The 19,258-nt window shown below is 67.6% G+C and carries 17 protein-coding genes and 1 tRNA gene; 6 read left to right on the forward strand and 12 right to left on the reverse strand.

Going from position 1 to position 19,258, the window contains the following annotated elements; genetic code table 11:
* The first annotated feature begins 73 nt into the window (after window positions 1–73).
* The gene (gene metG, locus WBN46_RS07775; protein ID WP_337731047.1) at window positions 74–2,134 is read left to right on the forward strand and encodes a methionine--tRNA ligase; all 2,061 of its coding nucleotides are present in this window, start codon (window positions 74–76) and stop codon (window positions 2,132–2,134) included.
* 22 nt (window positions 2,135–2,156) lie between these two features.
* Complete coding sequence (rnfB, locus tag WBN46_RS07780) at window positions 2,157–2,573, forward strand: Rnf electron transport complex subunit RnfB (RefSeq protein WP_337731048.1); 417 nt, start codon at window positions 2,157–2,159, stop codon at window positions 2,571–2,573.
* A gap of 12 nt (window positions 2,574–2,585) precedes the next feature.
* Here the strand turns inward: rnfB and WBN46_RS07785 are convergent, their stop codons facing one another.
* From WBN46_RS07785 to WBN46_RS07810, 6 genes are all read right to left on the reverse strand, one after another.
* Window positions 2,586–3,521, reverse strand: a complete 936-nt coding sequence (locus WBN46_RS07785) for a TraB/GumN family protein (RefSeq protein ID WP_337731049.1) — start codon at window positions 3,519–3,521, stop codon at window positions 2,586–2,588.
* Window positions 3,522–3,534: 13 nt separating this feature from the next.
* Window positions 3,535–4,440, reverse strand: coding sequence for a DUF1684 domain-containing protein (locus tag WBN46_RS07790; RefSeq protein WP_337731893.1), 906 nt, complete (start codon window positions 4,438–4,440; stop codon window positions 3,535–3,537).
* 34 nt (window positions 4,441–4,474) lie between these two features.
* Window positions 4,475–6,280 (reverse strand): DNA mismatch repair endonuclease MutL, encoded by a 1,806-nt coding sequence (gene mutL, locus WBN46_RS07795; protein WP_337731050.1) that lies wholly within the window; start codon window positions 6,278–6,280, stop codon window positions 4,475–4,477.
* A gap of 66 nt (window positions 6,281–6,346) precedes the next feature.
* On the reverse strand, window positions 6,347–7,921 hold the full coding sequence (locus tag WBN46_RS07800; RefSeq protein ID WP_337731051.1) for an N-acetylmuramoyl-L-alanine amidase: 1,575 nt from the start codon (window positions 7,919–7,921) through the stop codon (window positions 6,347–6,349).
* 87 nt (window positions 7,922–8,008) lie between these two features.
* Window positions 8,009–8,491: a tRNA (adenosine(37)-N6)-threonylcarbamoyltransferase complex ATPase subunit type 1 TsaE gene (gene tsaE / locus WBN46_RS07805; protein ID WP_337731052.1), complete on the reverse strand. Its 483-nt coding sequence runs from the start codon at window positions 8,489–8,491 to the stop codon at window positions 8,009–8,011.
* A gap of 48 nt (window positions 8,492–8,539) precedes the next feature.
* The gene (locus WBN46_RS07810) at window positions 8,540–10,012 is read right to left on the reverse strand and encodes an NAD(P)H-hydrate dehydratase (protein ID WP_337731053.1); all 1,473 of its coding nucleotides are present in this window, start codon (window positions 10,010–10,012) and stop codon (window positions 8,540–8,542) included.
* A gap of 67 nt (window positions 10,013–10,079) precedes the next feature.
* Between WBN46_RS07810 and queG the strand changes: the two genes are divergently transcribed.
* Window positions 10,080–11,189 carry a tRNA epoxyqueuosine(34) reductase QueG gene (gene queG / locus WBN46_RS07815; RefSeq protein ID WP_337731054.1) on the forward strand — a complete coding sequence of 370 codons (1,110 nt, stop codon included), beginning with the start codon at window positions 10,080–10,082 and terminating at the stop codon, window positions 11,187–11,189.
* Window positions 11,190–11,348: 159 nt separating this feature from the next.
* On the opposite strand, the gene pgi is transcribed toward queG, so the two are convergent.
* From pgi to pcnB, 6 genes are all read right to left on the reverse strand, one after another.
* Window positions 11,349–12,860 carry a glucose-6-phosphate isomerase gene (gene pgi / locus WBN46_RS07820; RefSeq protein ID WP_337731055.1) on the reverse strand — a complete coding sequence of 504 codons (1,512 nt, stop codon included), beginning with the start codon at window positions 12,858–12,860 and terminating at the stop codon, window positions 11,349–11,351.
* Between the two features lies 1 nt (window position 12,861).
* On the reverse strand, window positions 12,862–13,242 hold the full coding sequence (panD, locus tag WBN46_RS07825) for an aspartate 1-decarboxylase (RefSeq protein WP_192201462.1): 381 nt from the start codon (window positions 13,240–13,242) through the stop codon (window positions 12,862–12,864).
* Window positions 13,243–13,344: 102 nt separating this feature from the next.
* A complete protein-coding gene (gene panC / locus WBN46_RS07830; RefSeq protein ID WP_337731056.1) occupies window positions 13,345–14,187 on the reverse strand; it encodes a pantoate--beta-alanine ligase in 843 nt (280 codons plus the stop codon).
* A 36-nt stretch (window positions 14,188–14,223) separates the two neighbouring features.
* Entirely contained in the window at window positions 14,224–15,036 is an 813-nt protein-coding gene (gene panB, locus WBN46_RS07835; protein ID WP_192201464.1) for a 3-methyl-2-oxobutanoate hydroxymethyltransferase, read from the reverse strand.
* A 17-nt stretch (window positions 15,037–15,053) separates the two neighbouring features.
* Complete coding sequence (gene folK / locus WBN46_RS07840; protein WP_337731894.1) at window positions 15,054–15,536, reverse strand: 2-amino-4-hydroxy-6-hydroxymethyldihydropteridine diphosphokinase; 483 nt, start codon at window positions 15,534–15,536, stop codon at window positions 15,054–15,056.
* 5 nt (window positions 15,537–15,541) lie between these two features.
* Complete coding sequence (gene pcnB, locus WBN46_RS07845; protein WP_337731895.1) at window positions 15,542–16,939, reverse strand: polynucleotide adenylyltransferase PcnB; 1,398 nt, start codon at window positions 16,937–16,939, stop codon at window positions 15,542–15,544.
* A gap of 31 nt (window positions 16,940–16,970) precedes the next feature.
* Here pcnB and WBN46_RS07850 point away from each other — a divergent pair.
* From WBN46_RS07850 to WBN46_RS07860, 3 genes are all read left to right on the forward strand, one after another.
* Window positions 16,971–17,045 (forward strand) — tRNA-Glu (locus WBN46_RS07850).
* Window positions 17,046–17,206: 161 nt separating this feature from the next.
* Window positions 17,207–17,872 carry a response regulator transcription factor gene (locus WBN46_RS07855; RefSeq protein WP_337731057.1) on the forward strand — a complete coding sequence of 222 codons (666 nt, stop codon included), beginning with the start codon at window positions 17,207–17,209 and terminating at the stop codon, window positions 17,870–17,872.
* Window positions 17,869–19,245: an ATP-binding protein gene (locus tag WBN46_RS07860; protein ID WP_337731058.1), complete on the forward strand. Its 1,377-nt coding sequence runs from the start codon at window positions 17,869–17,871 to the stop codon at window positions 19,243–19,245. The genes WBN46_RS07855 and WBN46_RS07860 overlap by 4 nt, the downstream gene beginning before the upstream one ends.
* Window positions 19,246–19,258 lie beyond the last annotated feature (13 nt).

A 19,258-nucleotide genomic window follows, 5' to 3' on the forward strand; every position in this document is an offset into this window, starting at 1 on the left:
GTCGCGTTCCGGGCGCAGGAAGGGCGCGCACCGGTCCATGCGATAATCGCGGCCCCCCGTCGCGAAGCACCCCATGAGCCGCACCGCCCTCGTCACCAACGCCCTGCCGTACGCCAACGGACCGCTGCACCTCGGTCACCTGGTGGGCTACATCCAGGGCGACATCTGGGTGCGGGCACGGCGCATGCGCGGCGACACGGTCTTCTTCGTCTGTGCCGATGACACCCATGGCACGCCCATCATGCTGGCCGCCGAGAAGGCGGGCGTCACGCCCGAAGTCTTCATCGCCGGCATCCAGGCCGGGCACGAACGCGACTTCGCCGCCTTCGGCGTGGCGTTCGACCACTACGACTCCACCAATTCGGTCGCCAACCGCGAGCTCACCGAGGCGTTCTACGGGCGCCTGGAGGCCGGTGGCCACATCGCACGCCGCAGCGTCGCGCAGTTCTACGACCCGGCCAAGGGCATGTTCCTCCCGGACCGCTACATCAAGGGCATCTGCCCCAACTGCGGTTCGGGCGACCAGTATGGCGACAACTGCGAAGTGTGCGGGGCCACCTACGCACCGACGGAGTTGAAGGAACCGAAATCCGTGCTGTCGGGCGCCACCCCCGAGATCCGCGATTCCGAACATTACTTCTTCGAGGTCGGCCGCTTCGAGGCGTTCCTGCGCGAATGGCTGGCCGGTGACGTTGCACTGCCTGGCGTCAAGGCGAAGCTGCGCGAATGGCTCGATGCGGAGGGTGGCCTGCGCGCCTGGGACATCTCGCGCGACGCGCCCTACTTCGGCTTCGAGATCCCCGGTGCGCCCGGCAAGTATTTCTACGTGTGGCTGGATGCGCCGATCGGCTATCTGAGCAGCTTCCGCACGCTGTGCGCGCGCCTGGGCATGGACTTCGACCCGTACCTGAAGGCCGGCACCGACACCGAACTGCACCATTTCATCGGCAAGGACATCGTCAACTTCCACGGCCTGTTCTGGCCTGCTGTGCTGCAGGGTGTCGGCCTGCGCGCGCCCACGCGCCTGCACGTCAATGGCTACCTGACCGTGGATGGCGCGAAGATGTCCAAGTCGCGCGGCACCTTCATCATGGCGCGTACCTACCTGGACGTCGGCCTGGAGCCGGAGGCGCTGCGCTACTACTACGCGGCCAAGTCCGCGGGCGGCGTGGATGACCTTGATCTGAACCTGGGCGACTTCATCGCACGCGTGAACGCGGACCTAGTGGGCAAGTTCGTCAACCTGGCCAGTCGCTGCGCCGGCTTCATCGACAAGCGCTTTGGCGGGAAGCTGGCGGACGTATTGCCGGAACCGGCGATGTACCAGCGCTTCGTCAACGCACTCGGCCCCATCACCGAGGCTTATGAACGCAATGAGCCCGCCATCGCACTGCGTCTGACCATGGCGCTGGCGGACGAGGCCAACAAGTACGTCGACGACGAGAAGCCCTGGGTGATCGCCAAGCAGGCCGGCGCCGACGCCGGATTGCAGGCCGTCTGCACGCAGGGCCTGAACCTGTTCCGCATCCTGGCCGCCGCGCTGAAGCCCGTGCTGCCGCGCACGGCGGCGGAGGCCGAAGCCTTCCTCAGCGCACCGGTGGTGGTCTGGGGCGACGTGACCGCGCCGCTGCTCGGCCACACCATCCAGCCCTACTCGCCGCTGTTCACCCGTATCGACCCGAAACTGATCGACGCCATGACCGACGCCTCCAAGGACACCCTCGCCGCACCCGCACCTGCCGTAACGGAGAAGAAGACGAAAACGCAACCCGTGGCGACGGCGGAAACCCAGGGGGCCGCGAGCGTCATCGGCATCGATGACTTCGCCCGGCTCGACCTGCGGATCGGCAAGGTGCTGGAATGCGGTTTCGTCGACGGTTCCGACAAGCTGCTGCGCTTCCTGCTGGACGCGGGCGACCTGGGCCAGAGGCAGATTTTTTCCGGCATCCGCACCAGCTACGGCGAGCCGGAGAAGCTGGTGGGTCGCAACGTGGTGTTCATCGCCAATCTCGCCCCGCGCAAGATGCGCTTCGGTGTCAGCGAGGGCATGATCCTGTCGGCCGGTTTCGACGGTGGCGCGCTGGCGCTGCTGGATGCGGATGCCGGCGCCCTGCCCGGCATGCCGGTGCGCTGATTCGCGAGGCCGCGCCACGGCGATGAACGCCGATCTGGTCGAACGGCTGGACCGCCTGCTGCCGCAGACCCAATGCGGCCAGTGCGGCTATGACGGATGCCTGCCATACGCCCAGGCGATGGCACGTGGCGACGCCCGCGTGGACCATTGCCCGCCCGGCGGCGATGAGGGCGCGCGAGCCCTCGCCAGGGTGCTGGAAGTGCCGCCGCTACCCTACGATCGCACGCGCGGCACCCACAAGCCGGCCATCGTCGCGGTGGTGGTCGAAGCCGACTGCATCGGCTGCACGAAGTGCATCCAGGCCTGCCCCGTGGACGCCATCATCGGCGGTACCAAGCACATGCACGTGGTGATCGATCCGCTGTGCACGGGCTGCGAACTCTGCGTGCCTGCGTGCCCGGTCGACTGCATCGTGATGGAGCCGGTCCAGGCGCCCTGAGTTCCAGGCGGGTCAACGACCGCCGTTCGCGCATGCCGAGCACACGCGCTCGACCGCATACCCCTGCGCCTTCAATTTCTCCACCACGCCATCCTTGCCCAGCAGATGCAAGGCGCCGACGACGACCAGCGCATCGTCGTCGCCGGGCTGGGTGAGGATCTGCCGGATCTTCGGCACCCACGCGTCGTTGCGGTCCAGGTTGATGCGCTGGTACAGGCGCGGGTATTGGCGCTTCATGTCGGCTGCCATGCCGTCCCACAGGCCTTCGGCATCGCCGCGACGCCAGGCCTGGTGCAGTCGCTCGGTTTCCGCCGACCCTTTGTCGGCCTGTTCCAGCGCTTCGGTGACGAACTGGCGCTGCTCGCTGGCGTCCATGCCGTCCAGCACGCCGATCTGTTCCTGCGCACGTTCCAGCCCGCCGGTCGGCTTGCCGGCGACCTTGGCCTTGTCCATGAAGTGGTTGTCCAGGCCCAGCTTCGGATCCAGTCCCTGCTTGGTCATCTCGACGATGCTGATGGTGAGGCCGACGAACCAGGGCTCGAAACCGTTGAAGGTAGCCAGCGGCACACCGTTCTTGCCGGCCCACGCGTCAAGCCGGGTCCATGTCGCCGCGTCCAGGTCCTGCTGGAGCGTCTTGCCATCGGTGCGCATGGCCGCCTGCATCATCAGCTGCGGCAGCGCCGGGGATTGCATTTCCTCGGGCGACAGTTCGAACAACAGTCGCTCGGCATCGGCGAATGCAGCGTCGACGTCGGCGGAGAGCGGATAGTCGCTGGTCCGCAGCAGGTGGAACGAGCCGAGCAGGTAGACCGCGTTGTCCTTGTCGGACACCTTCCACAGCAGCGGTACGGGCGCTCCCGTCGCCTTGGGGGCGTCTGCCGCCAGCACGGACGCGCTGCCCAGCAGCCCGCCCAGCACGAGGGTTTTCAGCGAACGGCGCAACAGCATCGGATCCTTCCTTTCAGAGCACTTTGATGGGCTTTGCATATGCCTTTTCACCCGCGTCGACCAGCAGGTCGAGCCGGTTCTCCGCCGGTGGCAGCGGACAGGTGGCGTACGGCGTGAACGCGCACGGCGGGTTGTAGGCGCGATTGAAGTCCAGCATCACCTTGCCGTTGCTGGGTCCGTCCGCGTCGAGGAAACGGCCTGCAGGATAGCTGCCGTGCCCACTGGTGCGGTCGGCCAGCACGAAGAACAACGGCCCCTGCGGCGGACCCAGCGCTTCGAGCCGGAACGTCTTGCCGTCGCGTTCGAATTCGACTGCGCCGGGATTCGGTGACTCGTTGGTCACGCCGATCACGTCCACGATGGTCAACGTCTTGCCCGGCGGGTGCGCGATGTAGCGCCCCTCCACGCGCCAGGCTTCCTGGATGGGCCAGTAGTCCAGTCCCACGAATTGCGTACGCGATTCGGCATCGGCATGCTTCACGCGCAAGGCGTGCCGTCCTCCGCGTTCGATGACCGACAGCGTGCCCTTGCCTTCATCGAATCCGACGGTGCTTGGCGAAGGATCGCGATCACTGTGCAATTCCACGCGCCCCTTCAGCGGTTCGCCGTCGAACGTCAGGTCGACACCGCGCTCGGGCGTGAAGAAGATGCGGCCTTCCTGCTGGGTCAACATGCCCATCTTGGCCGGGCCCACGGCGAGCTTGATGCCACTGGCCGGCCCGCTGCCGAGGAAGTGCGATTTCAGTTCGATCCAGTGCAGGCCGACGAGGCTGGTCCAGCCGTCCGGTGCCACGAGCTCATTCTTCCGCTGCTCGCGCCAGGCGGTGTTGTCAGCCAGGAAGCCGGCATCCACGACCTTGCCGGTCGTCGCGCCCTTCCCGCCATCACCCCCACACGCAGCCAGCAGACCCAGCAGCATGGCCATCCCCAGCCATCCCGTGTTCTTCCCCATTTCAGCGTCCTCGCAGGAACCAGCGGTCGATCTCGCTCAACAAAAAGCGCGTCCAGGTCGGACGGCCATGGTTGCATTGCCCGGAGCGCTCGGTGATTTCCATCTCGCGCAGCAGTGCATTCATTTCAGGCAGCGTGAGGCGCCGGTTGGCGCGTACGGCGCCGTGGCAGGCCATCGTCGCCAGCAGTTCGTCGCGCGCGGCGGCGACGCGCCGGCTTTCGCCATGCTCGCGCAGGTCCGCCAGCACGTCGCGCAGCAATGCCTCCGGCTCGGCATTGGACAGCAGGGCCGGGATGCTGCGCACGCTCAGCGACTGCGGACCGCTGCGGGTGACATCGAACCCCAGCGCAGCGAGCGTGGAGGCCTCGCGCTCGGCCACGTCCGCCTCACGCTCGGCCACCGCCAGCACCAGCGGCACGAGCAGCGGCTGGGTCCGCAGGCCGATGCTGTCGTGCGCGCCCTTCAGTTTTTCGTAGCCGATGCGTTCGTGGGCAGCGTGCATGTCCACCACGATCAGCCCGTCGGCGTTCTCCGCCAGGATATAGATGCCATGCAGCTGCGCGATGGCAAAGCCCAGCGGAGGAATGCCTTCCGCGTCGTTCGCCGGCATCACCGGCATGGATGACGGGGAATACATCGCCTGCGAGTCCGGGGACGTCGCGGGCGCGGACGCATAGAGCGCTGCGTATGCCGCCGGCGCTTCGGCCACGTTGAGTCCCAGCGGAGACTGCTGCGTGGGCATCCATGCAGAAGGCACGGACGTGGCGGATTGCGGCGCAAACGGCGGCGCAGCGCTGCCCTGCGGCACCATGCCCGCCCGCGTCTCCGCCAGGGCTTCATGCAGCGTGCGGTAGACGAAGTCGTGGATCAATCGCGTGTCGCGGAAGCGGACTTCGTGCTTGGCCGGGTGGACGTTCACATCCACACGCGTGGGATCGAGCTCCAGGAACAGCACGTACGCAGGCTGGCGGCCATGGAACAGCACATCCTGATAGGCCATCTTCACCGCATGCGCGATGTTGCGGTCGCGCACGGAACGTCCGTTGACGTAAACGTACTGCTGGTCGGCGCTGGCCCGTGAGTAACCGGGCTGCGCGATCCAGCCATGCAGGCGCAGGCCGGCGGCGGCATGGTCCACGCGCAGCGCGCTGCGTGCGAACTCCTCGCCCAGCGTCTCGCCCAGTCGCGCAAGCGATTCCAGTTCATCGGCCTTGTAGCGCCGCGACGGACGCCCGTTGTGCGACACCCGCAGTTCGATGTCGGGGCGCGCCAGCGCCAATGACCGCAACCACTCTTCGATGTGGCCCATCTCCGTGCGTTCGGCACGCAGGAACTTGCGCCGCGCCGGCACGTTGTAGAACAGTTCGCGCACTTCCACCGTGGTACCGACCGCGTGCGGCTTGGGCGCCACTTCACCGACCTTGCCGCCTTCCACCTGCAGCGACGCGCCATGCTCGTCCTGCGCACGGCGCGACGTCAGCGCAAAGCGGCTGACCGAGGCGATCGACGGCAGGGCCTCGCCACGGAAGCCGAGCGTGGCCACCGCCTCCAGGTCGTCGAGCGAAGCGATCTTGCTGGTGGCATGGCGCGACACCGCCAACGGCAGTTCGTCCGGCGCGATGCCGCCGCCGTCGTCGCGGATGCGGATCAGGCGGACGCCGCCCTCTTCCAGATCGATGTCGACGCGGCGAGCGCCGGCATCGAGCGCGTTCTCCACGAGTTCCTTGACCACGGACGCGGGGCGTTCGACGACTTCGCCGGCGGCGATCTGGTTGATGAGGGTATCGGGGAGCTGGCGGATCGGCACGTGCTGGCGGCGCTGGCGCGCCGTCCCGGGGAATTCAGACGTGATGATAGCCGAGCGCGTGCGGGATCAGGGCGCGCCGGCAGCACCACCGGCGGCGACGGTACGCGCCTCGGCTTCCGCCTGCGCGCGCGCGGCAAACAACGTGCCCGGCGGCGGCTGGCGGGTGAAGTAGGACTGGATGCCCTCCAGCACGGCGCTTGCCACCTTGCGCTGGTGGGCCGGGTCGAACAGGCGCTTCTCCTCGTCCGGATTGGAGATGAAACCTGTCTCGACCAGCATCGCCGGCATGTCGGAGTTGCGCAGGACTTCGAAGTTGGCGAACTCGATCTGCGGCTTGTGGGTCTTGCCCAATCCCTTCAGCGAGGTCAGCACGTGCCCTGCCGCGTCCTGCGACGCTTTCATGTGGCCGCTCTGGGCGAGATCCAGCAACACGTTCGACAGCGTGTCCTTGGTCAGGCGCACACCGCCGACCAGGTCGGAGGCGTTTTCCTTGTCGGCCAGCCAACGCGCGTGCTGCGACGATGCGCCGCGCAGGGACAGGACGTATACCGACGAACCCCACGCACTGCGGTTCTCCGCAGCATCCGCATGGATCGATACGAACATGTCGGCCTTCGCGCCACGCGCCTTGCGGGCACGTTGCGGGCGTTCCACGTAGACGTCGGTATCGCGGACCAGGTAGGCCCTCATGCCCGGCGTGGCATTGATCTGCCGGGCCAGTTCCTTGGAAATGGCGAGCACTGCATGCTTCTCGTAGCGGCCACTGGGGCCGATCGCGCCCGGATCCTGGCCGCCGTGACCGGGATCGATGGCCACGACGAGCGGCCGCGTACCGGCAACGAGGCTGCTGGAAGGCTTCGGAGCCTCCGGCGCGGGTGCGGTCGCCGGCGTGACGGCCGAGCCAGGTACAGGGGCCGGCTGACCGGTGGCGATGGTATAGGCAGGACGCTCGCCGCCCACCGTGGATGCCGGCGCGGTGTTCGGGATCGGCTGGCCATTGAGGATGGCCTGCGGCGAGGGCGTCGGGGCGGCACTCCCGACCGTCGTGGGTACCGATGATGCCGGCACGGGTGCGGAGGGCGCACTTCCCGCCTGCACCACCTGCGCGGTCAGCAGCGCGGTGGCGCGGGCGGCATCGGCCTGCGGCGAGGCAGTCGATGCGGCCGTCGACGCGGCCGTGGTCGGCACCGTCGTTGCCTGCGTGGGCGGGGCCGTCGGCGCCAGGGCCGTGGATGCGGGCACGCCATCGCCGGGCCATTCGATCACCAGGCGCGAGTTCCCACCGGCCTGTTCCATGCGGGGCTTCAGCGCGGCAACCGGCGATGCCAGGTCGAACACGATGCGCAGGGTGGTGGGATCGGGCTGGCCGGTGCGGACTGCCCGCACGATGCCCGCAGGCACGGGCAGACGCAGGCCTGCCTTCGCTTTCGAGGCCGGCAGGTCGACGACCAGCCGGTCCGGTGCTTTAAGGGTCAGGGTCTTGTACTGCCCGGCGCCTGCAAGCTGGATCTCCGCCCGTGTGCCGGTGCTGCCCTGGCTCAGGCTGACGGCGGTGACTTCACCCGCACGCAGCCCGCAAGGCGCCAACGCCAGCAGGCCCGCGAGGGCAAGGCGCAACGCGGCGGCGGTCGTGGTGGGCATCCCCGGGATCATGCCGCGGATTCAAGCACCATCGAGTCACGAATGCAAGGCGTTTTCCTTTAATAATCCGTGACCTGCCGGATGTTCCTAACCAGTCTGGAGAGATGGCGCATGCAACTGCGTTGCTTCGGCCAGCCGGAACAGCCACTGCTGCCCTGCCTCGGACGACGCGACAAGGCGCGCCGAGCGCCCCTCTCCCTCCACGTCCAGCTGCACCTTCAGGTCTGCCTGCGGCAGCGCCGCAATGCCACGCTCGGGCCATTCCACCAGCCAGAGCACAGCAGCCCCTTCATCCAGGCCCAGAAATTCGAGTTCACCGGCATCGCCGATCCGGTAGAGATCCAGATGCCAGGCTTCGCCACTTTCCAAAGGGTAACGCTCTACGAGTGTGTAGGTCGGGCTGCGTATCGCGCCGGTCACACCAAGCGCACGCAGCAGGGCGCGTGCCAGAGTCGATTTGCCCGCGCCCAGGTCACCCTGCAGGTGCACTACGGCGGGTTGCGGACGGGTGCGGGCAAGCGCGTGGCCCAACGCTTCGGTGGCGTCGCTGTCGGCGAGAAGGATGTGCATGCGGCGATTCTAAGTGCTGGCCGGTGTCGGGTGACGCGTGTGCGCGCGTCAAGGATTGGCCAATCGGCGTATGTGGGGAAACAGATCCCCGGGCAGCAGGCCGCGTTCGCCATCCCACGCCGCTGCATCACCCGCCAGCGCATGCAGCAACGCACCGGCACTCGCCGCATCGAACGCGGACAGGCCCTGCGCACGCAATGCCGCGATGACGCCCGTGAGCACATCGCCCATCCCGCCCACCGCCATGCCGGGATTGCCTGCATCGATCACCCGCGGCACCTGGTCGGGCGCGGCCACGATGGTGCCTGCGCCCTTCAACACCACGACGGATGCATGACGCCGCGCGATGGCTGCCGCAGCGCCGAATCGATCCCGCTGCACGTCCGCCGTCGTGCAACCGAGCAATCTCGCGGCTTCGCCAGGGTGTGGTGTCAGGATCGCGTCTTCCAGTGATTGCGGCGTGTCGGCCAGCAGATTGAGTGCGTCCGCATCGAGCACCAGGGGTTTCGCACTGCGCACGGCATGCTGGAACAGGGCTCGCCCCCAGTCGTGCAGCCCGAGTCCCGGCCCGATGGCGACGACGTGCGAGCGCGCCAGCATCGGCACCAGGTCGCTCGTCGACTCCACCGCCCGCACCATCGCTTCCGGCCTGCGCGACAGCAATGCCGCGACATGTCCCGCGCGCGTCGCCACGCTCACCAGGCCGGCACCCGTACGCAGCGCGGCCTCCGTGCACAAGGCGATCGCACCGCCACTGCCTTCATCGCCGCCGATACACAGTACGTGGCCGGACTCTCCCTTGTGCGTGTTGCGGCGGCGCGGCAGCAACCAGCGTGCCAGCGCATCCTGCTGCAACAGCGACGCCTGCGCCTGCACGCCGTCATGCGTGTCGGCAGGCAGGCCGAGGTCGTCCAGCGCGAGTACGCCGGTGTATTCCAGCGCATCCCCTGTATGCAGCCCCGCGTGCCGCACGATGAACTGCAGGGTGCGCGTGGCCACCACCGCAGTACCGGGCACGCTGCCCCGATCGGCGTCCACGCCGCTGGGAACGTCCAGTGCGAACACCGGCGCCACCTGCGTGTTGACCGCATCGATCACGGCCTGGACGTCCGCATCCGGTGCGCGCGAAAGTCCGATGCCGAACAGCGCATCGATCACGATGTCGCCCTTCGGCAACGCGCCATCGAACAGCGTTACGTGCCCGCCGGCCGCCACGTAGTCGGTGCAGGCACGCTGGGCGACGGCATTGCCCGGCACGTGCGCGGGAAGGTGCACCACTTCGACGCGCCGGCCCGCGCGATGTGCGTGCCGTGCAAGCACGTAGCCATCGCCGCCGTTGCTGCCCGGACCGCATACCACGACGATGCGCTGGGCCTCCGGCCAGTGCAGCAACAGGTGCTGCCAGGCCGCCTGCCCGGCACGCTGCATCAGCACGTAGGGATCGTCCCCCAGCGCATGCGTGGCGCGCTCGTCCAATGCCCGCGCGGCAAGCGTGGAATGAAGGGGCAAGGTGCCGGACATGGCCGGATTCTAGGACTGGCCGGGGTTGCGGGGAAGTGAATGCGGTCCAGCCACCTATAATTCCCGCATGTTCCATCCCGGCCCGACGACGCCCTCACCCGACCCGCATGCGCTGGCGCTCCGTGTGCGCTCACTCGCGCGCGAGTTCGGCTTCCAGCGCTGCGGCATCGCCGGCATCGAACTCGGCGACGACGAACAACACCTGCGCGACTGGCTGGCGCAGGGCCTGTATGGATCGATGGCGTGGATGGCACACCACGGCGACAAGCGCGCACGGCCACAGGAACTGATTCCCGGGACGTTGCGCGTCATCTCCGTGGGACTCGACTATGGCCGGAACGACAGCGACGACGCCTGGGACACGTTGCAGGACGGCACGCGCGCCTATGTCGCGCGTTATGCGCTGGGCCGTGATTACCACAAGCTGATGCGCAACCGCCTGCAGAAGCTGGCCGAACGCCTGCAGCAGGAAGTCGGCGCGTTCGGCCATCGGGTGTTCGTGGATTCGGCGCCGGTGCTGGAGCGCGCATTGGCGCGCAATGCGGGTCTGGGCTGGATCGGCAAGCACACCTGCCTGATCGACAAGGACGGCGGCTCGTGGTTCTTCCTCGGCGAGATCTATGTCGACCTGCCGTTGCCGGTCGATGCGCCCGCGTCCGCGCACTGTGGCACCTGCACGCGCTGCATCGACGTGTGCCCGACACAGGCGATCACCGCGCCGTACCGGCTCGATGCGCGCCGCTGCATTTCCTACCTCACCATCGAGCATGACGGCGCGATTCCGGAAGAGCTTCGGCCTGCCATCGGCAACCGCATCTTCGGCTGCGACGACTGCCAGCTGGTGTGTCCGTGGAACAAGTTCGCCAAGCGCACCGACGAACCGGATTTCCGCGCACGCAACGATCTGGACGTGGCCACGCTGCCCCAGCTCTTCGCGTGGGATGGCGATGAATTCCTGCGCCGCACCGAAGGCTCGGCGATCCGTCGCAGCGGGCATGAGCGCTGGCTGCGCAACATCGCAGTGGCACTGGGCAATGCGCCGGCGACGCCCGACGTACTCGCCGCGCTGGAAAGCCGACGCGAGGACCCGTCCCCGCTCGTGCGCGAACACGTGGCATGGGCCCTGCACAGGCACCACGCCGCGCAGGAGCAACACGAGTCGCGACCGCACGAGTGAAGCGGACGCGGGGCATGCATCATGCGAACGGACACGGAAGGTCGTTCGTGCGGGGCCGCATCCTCTGCGATCCGTGTGATCCATCGTCGATGGCGCTTCATTCGTGCGGTCGCGACTCACGTCGCTCCTACAGAATGGATGCGTCGATGCGCAGCGCCTTCAGCCGCGCGCGGCGATCTCGGCCAGCAGCGCCCGGGTCACCGGATCCTTCACCTCGGTTTCGCCCTTGAGCGCCGGCAGCAATCCGTTGGCCAGCTGCTTGCCGAGTTCCACGCCGAACTGATCGAAGGCATTGATGCCCCACAACACCGACTGCGCGTACACGCTGTGTTCGTACATGGCGATCAATGCGCCCAGCGACTGGGGTGTCAGCGCATCCAGCAGGATCAGCGTACTCGGACGGCCGCCAGCATAGCTGCGGTGCGGATCGTCGCTGTGCTGGCCATTGGCGAGCGCCTCGCTCTGCGCCAGCAGGTTGGACAGCAACGCGCGGTGGTTCTCCGCGTAGGGCGCGTCGCTGTTGACCGTGCCGACGAAATCCAGCGGCACGATGCCCGTGCCCTGGTGCAAGGCCTGGAAGAAGCTGTGCTGCACGTCCGTGCCCGCGCCCCCCCACCACACGGGCACCGTATCGACGCCCACCGGGCTGCCATCCAGCTTGACCGACTTGCCCAGGCTTTCCATCACCAGCTGCTGCAGATAGGCCGGCAGCAGCGCCAGGCGCTGGTCGTAGGTCATCACGCCCTGCGCCGCATGGCCGAGGACGTTCCTGTTCCACACGGCCGTCAACGCATGGCGCACCGCGATGTTGCCGGCCAGTGGGGTGCCGATGACGTGTGCATCGAACGCCGACGCGCCCTCGAGCAGTTGTTCGAAACGGTCGAAACCGATCGCCAGCGCGATCGGCAGACCGACCGCCGACCACAGCGAATAACGCCCGCCGACCCAGTCCCACATCGGCAACACGCGTTCGGCCGCGATGTCGAATGCCGCCGCCGCACGCTCGGGATTCGCGCTGACGGCATAGAGCCGTTCGCTGCCGCCCAGCCAGTCGCGCAGGATGGTGCCGTTGAGCAGCGTTTCCTGCGTGCCGAACGTCTTGGAGATCAGCACCGCCGCGGTGCGTGCCGGATCCAGCGGCGCCAGCGTACGCTGCGCGGCCGCGCCATCCACATTGGACAGGAAGTGCACGCGGAAACGACCCGGCAATGGATCACGCAGGGCATCTGCCACCAGGCGTGGCCCCAGGTCGGAACCGCCAATGCCGACACTGACGATGTCGGTCACGTCGCTGCCTTCCAGCTGCGACATCAGCGCCGCCATGCGCTGCCGGACATCCACTGCCGACGCATGCGCCTCGCGTGCGACGACGGCATCGGTGTGCTGTCCGCGCAAGGCGGTATGCAGTGCCGCGCGGCCTTCGGTGACATTGACCTTCTCACCGTCGAACAGGCGCCGGAACGCACCGGCCAGGTCGGCGGCACGCGCCTGCTCGAGCAGCGCCTGCCATGCCGGCGCATCATAGGACTGGCGCGCGAAGTTGAAGTACAGCGGCCCATTGCGCACGGCGTGCTGTGCAACGCGATCGGGCTCGCGCGCCAGCAACTCACTCAGTGGGCCCCCACGCAGGCGCGTGGCGTGGGACTGCAGCGCATCGAAACCGGTGGTCATGTCAGGCAGCCTGCTTGGGGATGCTGCGGTTGGTGTGGGTGATGCGGTTCTGGCCGTCCACATAGACGAGCGTGGGCTGGAACCGGTCGGCTTCCTCTTCGCTCATCGAGGCGAACGCGGCGATGATCACCAGGTCGCCCACTTGCACGTGGCGCGCGGCGCCGCCGTTGAGCGAGATGATGCCGCTGCCCTCGTCGGCACGGATCGCATACGTCGAGAAGCGGGCGCCATTGGTCACGTCCCAGATATGCACCTGTTCGAATTCCCGGATGCCGGTCGCGTCCAGCAGCAGACCATCGATGGCGATGGAGCCTTCGTAGTTCAGCTCGGAATGGGTGACGGTGGCGCGGTGGATCTTGGTCTTGAGCAGGCTGAGGTGCATGTCGGCGGCAAGGGGGACGGGAACGCGAAGTTTAGCCGCTCGTGCACGCCATGGCGTGCATGCCCGTGCAACACCGCGTACGGCGCCGGACTGCCTGCGCCGTCAGAATTCCAGATTGTCGATCAAGCGGGTACGCCCCAGCTTGGCGGCGATCAGCGCGACCTTCGCGCCCTGTTCGCCATCCTGCGGCTCGCTCAGGTCGTGACGGCGGACCACGGTGTAGTCGACCGCGTAGCCCACGCCGGCAAGGTGCCGCGCGGCGTCGGACTCCACCTGCGCACGTGATTGCCCGGCCAGCAGGCCTTCACGCATCGCGATCAGGGTCCTGCGGATTTCCGCGGCACGCGGCCGCTCGTCCGCGGACAGGTACTGGTTGCGCGAACTCATCGCGAGGCCATCCGCCTCGCGCACGATGCTGCCCGCCAGGACCTGCACGGGGAATGCGAGGTCGGTGACCATCTGCCGGATCACCGCCAGTTGCTGGTAATCCTTCTTGCCGAAGGCGGCGACGTCGGGCAGCACCTGGTTGAACAGGCGACTGACCACCGTACATACCCCATCGAAGTGACCGGGCCGGTGCGCGCCTTCCAGCACGCTGCTGACGCCGGGCACGTGCACCTTGGCCGCCAGTTCGACTCCGAACGGGTACATCGACTCGACCGTCGGCAGCCACAGGACATCGCAGCCGGCGCCTTCGAGCCCGCTCATGTCCGCCTCGGGCGTGCGCGGGTACCGGGTGAAGTCCTCGTTGGGTCCGAACTGGGTCGGATTGACGAACACACTGGACACCACGCGGTCGGCGTACTGCCGCGCCAGCATCACCAGCGAGTAATGGCCCGCATGCAGGTTGCCCATGGTGGGCACGAAACCGACACGCAGGCCCTGCTGCTTCCATTCCCTGACGCGTGCACGCAATGCGTCAAGCTGGGTAATGGTCTCGATCATCGTGGCCCCTGTGGCGTGTCGTTGCGCGCAGCGCGGTCAGTAGGAATGGGCGTCGTCGGGGAACGCCCCGCTGCGCACCGCGTCGGCATAGGCGCGCACCGCGCCCGCGACCGAACCGCCGTCGGCAAGGAAATCCTTGACGAACTTCGGACGCCGATGGCCCGTGTCCAGGCCGAGGAAATCGTGCAGCACCAGCACCTGCCCGTCGCAGCCGGGGCCGGCGCCGATGCCGATGGTGGGAATGGCGATGTCGGCCGTGATCGCGGCCGCCAGCGACGACGGCACGCATTCAAGCACCAGCATCTGCGCCCCTGCCTCCGCCACGGCGCGCGCATCGTCGCGCAACTGCGCAGCCGCCGCTTCACCGCGACCCTGTACGCGATAACCACCGAACTTCAACACCGACTGCGGCGTCAGGCCCAGGTGCGCGCAGACCGGAATGTCGCGCTCGACCAGGAAACGGATGACGTCGAGCTTGTGCCCCGCGCCTTCCAGCTTGACCATCTCGGCACCCGCCTGCAGCAATGCGGTCGCGGCGTCGAGCGCGCGCTCGGGCGTGGCATCGGACTGGAACGGCAGGTCCGACACCAGTAGCGCGCGGGTCAACCCACGCGCCACCACGCGGGTGTGGTAGGCGATGTCGTCCACCGTCACCGGCAGCGTGGAGTCATGACCCTGCACCACCATGCCCAGCGAATCACCGATCAGCACCAGGTCGACGCCATTGGCATCCATGACCCGGGCGAAACTGTTGTCGTAGGCCGTCAGCATCACCAGCTTGCGGCCCTCGCGCTTGGCGTCGGCGAGGGCGGGAACGGTCCAGGGCTTGCTGTCTGCGTGCGTGCTCATAGCCCCGCATTATCCACTCATAAGGGATGGATGTTGGACATTTCCAGCACGGACACAGCGTCCCGCGCGTCGCCGTAACCGGGGATACGGGCGTCCGGCATGATCTCCAGCAACGGAACCAGCGCGAACGCACGCTCGTGCAGGTGCGGGTGCGGCACGCGCAGGCCGGGTTCGTCGATCACTGCATCACCGTAGAGCAGCAGATCCAGGTCCAGCGTGCGCGGACCCCAGTGTTCGCCATCGATCCGATGACGGCCAAAGTCCGCTTCCACCGCCAGCAGCAGATCGAGCAGCGCGCGCGGCGGCAGGCGGGTCTCCAGCAACGCCACCGCATTCACGAAGTCAGGCTGGTCTTCCCTGCCCCACGCCGGCGTGCGGTAACAGCGCGACATCCGGCGCACCGTCACGTCTTCGCGTTGCCCGAGCGCGATCACGGCCTGTCGCAACGTGCCTGCGGCATCGCCGAGATTGGCTCCCAGGCCGATGCAGGCCTGGACCATTGTCTTCATTCGGGCGACGAAGCCGTGCTGCGGGAACGGCGACGGCGACGACGCTTGGACGCCGGCGCACCTTCTTCACCGAAGGAATCGCCCGGCACTGCGACGCCGAGCGCAGCCGCGAGTTCTTCGCCGGATTGCGTCTGTGCATCACGCCAGAACGCGACGTCCTCGGCGTGTTCGGGCGATGCCGCGAGCCTCAACGCAAGGAAGTCGAACGCCGCACGGAAACGCGGATGCGACAGCAGCCGCGTGACGCGCTTGCGCTGGCGGTTGCCGAAGCGGGTCTGCAACAACCAGATTTCCTGCATGGGCAACGAGAAGCGGCGCGGCAGCGCCACGGTGTTCAACTGGTGCAGGGTGACGCGGTCGGCGGCGCGTCGCTGGGCTTCTTCGGCATGCACGCCCTGGGCCTGCAACCCCATCAGGGCGCGGCAGTACGCCGGCCAGAGCAGCAATGCGAAGAGGAAGGCAGGCGACACGGGCTCGTCGTTGGCGACGCGCTGGTCGGTTCCCGCCAGCCCTGCCATCACCATCCGGCGAAGCGCACCGCTGCGGTTGGATGCCAGCGCTGCCGCGGTCTCGGGGAAGAGCACCTTCAGCAAACCGAAGTGCTCAAGCCCTTCGAAACTGGCGACCGCATGGCCGGACAGGAAGAGCTTCAGGATTTCCTCGAACAGGCGGGCGGGCGCGGCTTCCGAAAGCAGCGGCGCCAGCCGGCCGATCGGTTCGGCGGTCGCCGCTTCGATCTCGAAATCGAGCTTCGCCGCCAGCCTGACCGCGCGCAGCATGCGGACCGGGTCTTCCTGGTAGCGGAGTTCCGGCTCGCCGATCAGTTTCAGGCGCCGCGCCATCACGTCCTCGAAGCCGCCCACGTAGTCGCGCACGGAGAAGTCGTCGATGGCGTAGTACAACGCATTTGCGGTGAAGTCGCGGCGCACCGCATCGTCTTCCACGGTGCCGTACACGTTGTCGCGGACGAGGCGGCCGTTGTCCATCTCGCGGTCGCCACTGCCGTCATCGACGTTGGCGCGGAAGGTGGCGACTTCGATGATCTCGCGACCGAACACCACGTGCGCCAGGCGGAAGCGGCGCCCGATCAGGCGGCAATTGCGGAACTGCTGGCGGACCTGCTCCGGCGTGGCATCGGTGGCCACGTCGAAATCCTTGGGGTGGCCGCCCACGAGCAGGTCACGCACCGCGCCACCGACCAGGTAGGCCTGGAAGCCGGCATCCCGCAAGCGGTAGAGCACGCGCAGCGCATTCGGGCTGATGTCCTTGCGCGAGATGGTGTGCTGGTCGCGGGGAATGGTTCGCAGAGCAGTGAGCGGCGTAATAGCGGCGGTTCCATGCAGGTGGGTCGCACGGCTGCCAGGATGATTGCCCTGGGCCGGGTCGCCGCCTATACTAATCCGCTGAGCCGGTTTCACCAAAAACGCTCCCTTCGTCTAGAGGTTAGGACGTGGCCCTCTCAAGGCTAAAACAGGGGTTCGAGTCCCCTAGGGAGCGCCATCCGGCACAGGGCCACGGGTTGAGAACCATGGCCGGTGAATCGACTCAAGACCCCGCTCCGGCGGGGTTTTGTGTTTCCGCTGCCCATGCCATCGCCCCATTAAAGACTGTTTAATCGCTTCCACCTAGCATGGGGCCCCCGCCATCCCCAAGGGTCGCCCGTGTCGCGCCTGCTCCTGGTTGAAGACGATCGCATGCTCGGCGACGCACTGGCCGCCGCACTGGCACAGGATGGCTGGTCCATCGATCGTGCCGAGGATGCGTCCACGGCGCGCCTCGCCCTGGTGGACCATGGTTACACGGCGGTCCTGCTCGACCTGGGCCTGCCTCGCGGGTCCGGTCTGGACGTGCTGGCTGCGCTGCGCCAGCGCTACGACACCACACCGGTCCTGATCATCACGGCCCGCGACCAGCTGAGCGACCGCGTCCGCGGCCTGGATGCCGGTGCCGACGACTACATCGTCAAGCCCTTCGAAACCGGCGAACTCGGTGCGCGCCTGCGTGCCGTGGTGCGGCGGACCCAGGGGCGCGTCGCACCCGTGCTGCGCCACGGCGACATCGTGCTGGACCCGGCGGATCGTTCGGTCCGTCAGCAGGGCCGCCCGATCAAGCTCGGTGTGCACGAGTACCGCACCCTGCTGGCGTTGATGGAACGGCCCGGCCGCGTGATCGCGCGCGAAACACTGGAGTCGCTGGTCTATGGCGGCGACGGGGCGATCGAGAGCAACACCATCGCGGTGTACATCCACCAGTTGCGCAAGAAGCTCGGCGACGGCGTCATCGCCACCGTGCATGGCTTCGGCTACCGGCTGGGAGAGAGCGAATGAGCCACCATTCACTGAAAGCCAAACTGTTGCTGGCCGTGATGACGCCCCTGGCATTGGGGTGGGCGTGCTGGCTGGGCGGACAGCACCTCCAGATGACGCGGCAGCAGCAAGGACACGAAGACCAGTTCCTGCAGGAGGTAGCCGAGCAGATCCTGCTGTCGATGCCGGCCAACCTCGACGCACTGAGTGAAGGGCCGCGCCTCAAGTTGCCCACGCGCGCCCGCTCCACCTACAGGAAGTTCGAAACCCTGCGCTACCAGGTGTGGATCCTCGGCCGGCGCCATCCTGTGGTGCTTTCGGCCGGCGCACCGACCGAGCCGCTGCGCGCCGATTTCGAACCGGGATTCGTGGTCAGCCAGGTGGGCGGCGAACCGTGGCGCGTCTATGCCATCACCGATGCCAGCGGCCGCATCCAGGTGCAGGCCGGCATGGCGCAATCCGCCATGCGTGCGGAACTGGCCTACTGGGTGAAGATCAGCCTGTGGAGCGGGATCGGCATCCTGCTGGTGCTGGCCATGACGGTCGGCCTTGCCATCCACTGGAGCCTGAGGCCGATGAACCGCCTGCGCCGGGACATGGCGCAGCGCGAGGCACACGATCTCGCACCGCTGCCGTCCACCGGTATGCCGCGGGAGATCCGGCCGCTGGTGGATTCGTTCAACCTTCTGCTCGAACGCCTGTCGCACGCCATGCGCGGCGAAAGGCAGTTCCTTGCAGACGCAGCGCACGAACTGCGCACCCCCCTCGCCGCGCTGCTCACGCAGACCCAGGTGGCGCTGCGCGCCGGCACCCAGGCCGACGCACATGCGGCACTGGAGCAGTTGGCGCAGGGCATCCAGCGCACCTCGCGGCTCGCACAGCAGTTGCTCGACTCCGCTCGCGTGGATGCGTCGCCCCTGCGCGAAGACCGCCCCGTCGTCGCGCTGCCCGACGTGGTGACGATGGTGGCGCGCGAGTTCGAATCGATGGTATCGCGACGCCAGCAGACCCTTGCGATCCACGCCGAGCCGGCCAGCGTCCTGGGCGACCTGGACGATATCGGCATCCTCGCCCGCAACCTGCTGGACAACGCCGTGCGCTACAGCGGAGAAGGCGCCCGCATCGAGATCGCCTGCGGCATGGACCCCGATGGCGCGAGCGCCTGGCTGGCGGTCCGCGACAACGGTCCCGGCGTTCCCGCCGAGGAGCGCGAGCGCATCTTCGAACGCTTCTTCCGTGGCAGCCATGGCAATGGCGAGCGCGGCAGCGGCATCGGCCTTTCGCTGGTCCAGCGCATCGCGCGTGCACACGAGGCGATGATCACGGTGAGTGACGGCATCGCCGGCCGCGGCTTCGGTTGCAGGGTCGGCTTCAGCGCGGCCCAGGACGCCTGAGCCGCGCGGCATA

Origin of the sequence: Pseudoxanthomonas sp. CCNWLW251 (genome assembly GCF_037402255.1) — a bacterium.
GTDB lineage: Bacteria > Pseudomonadota > Gammaproteobacteria > Xanthomonadales > Xanthomonadaceae > Pseudoxanthomonas_A.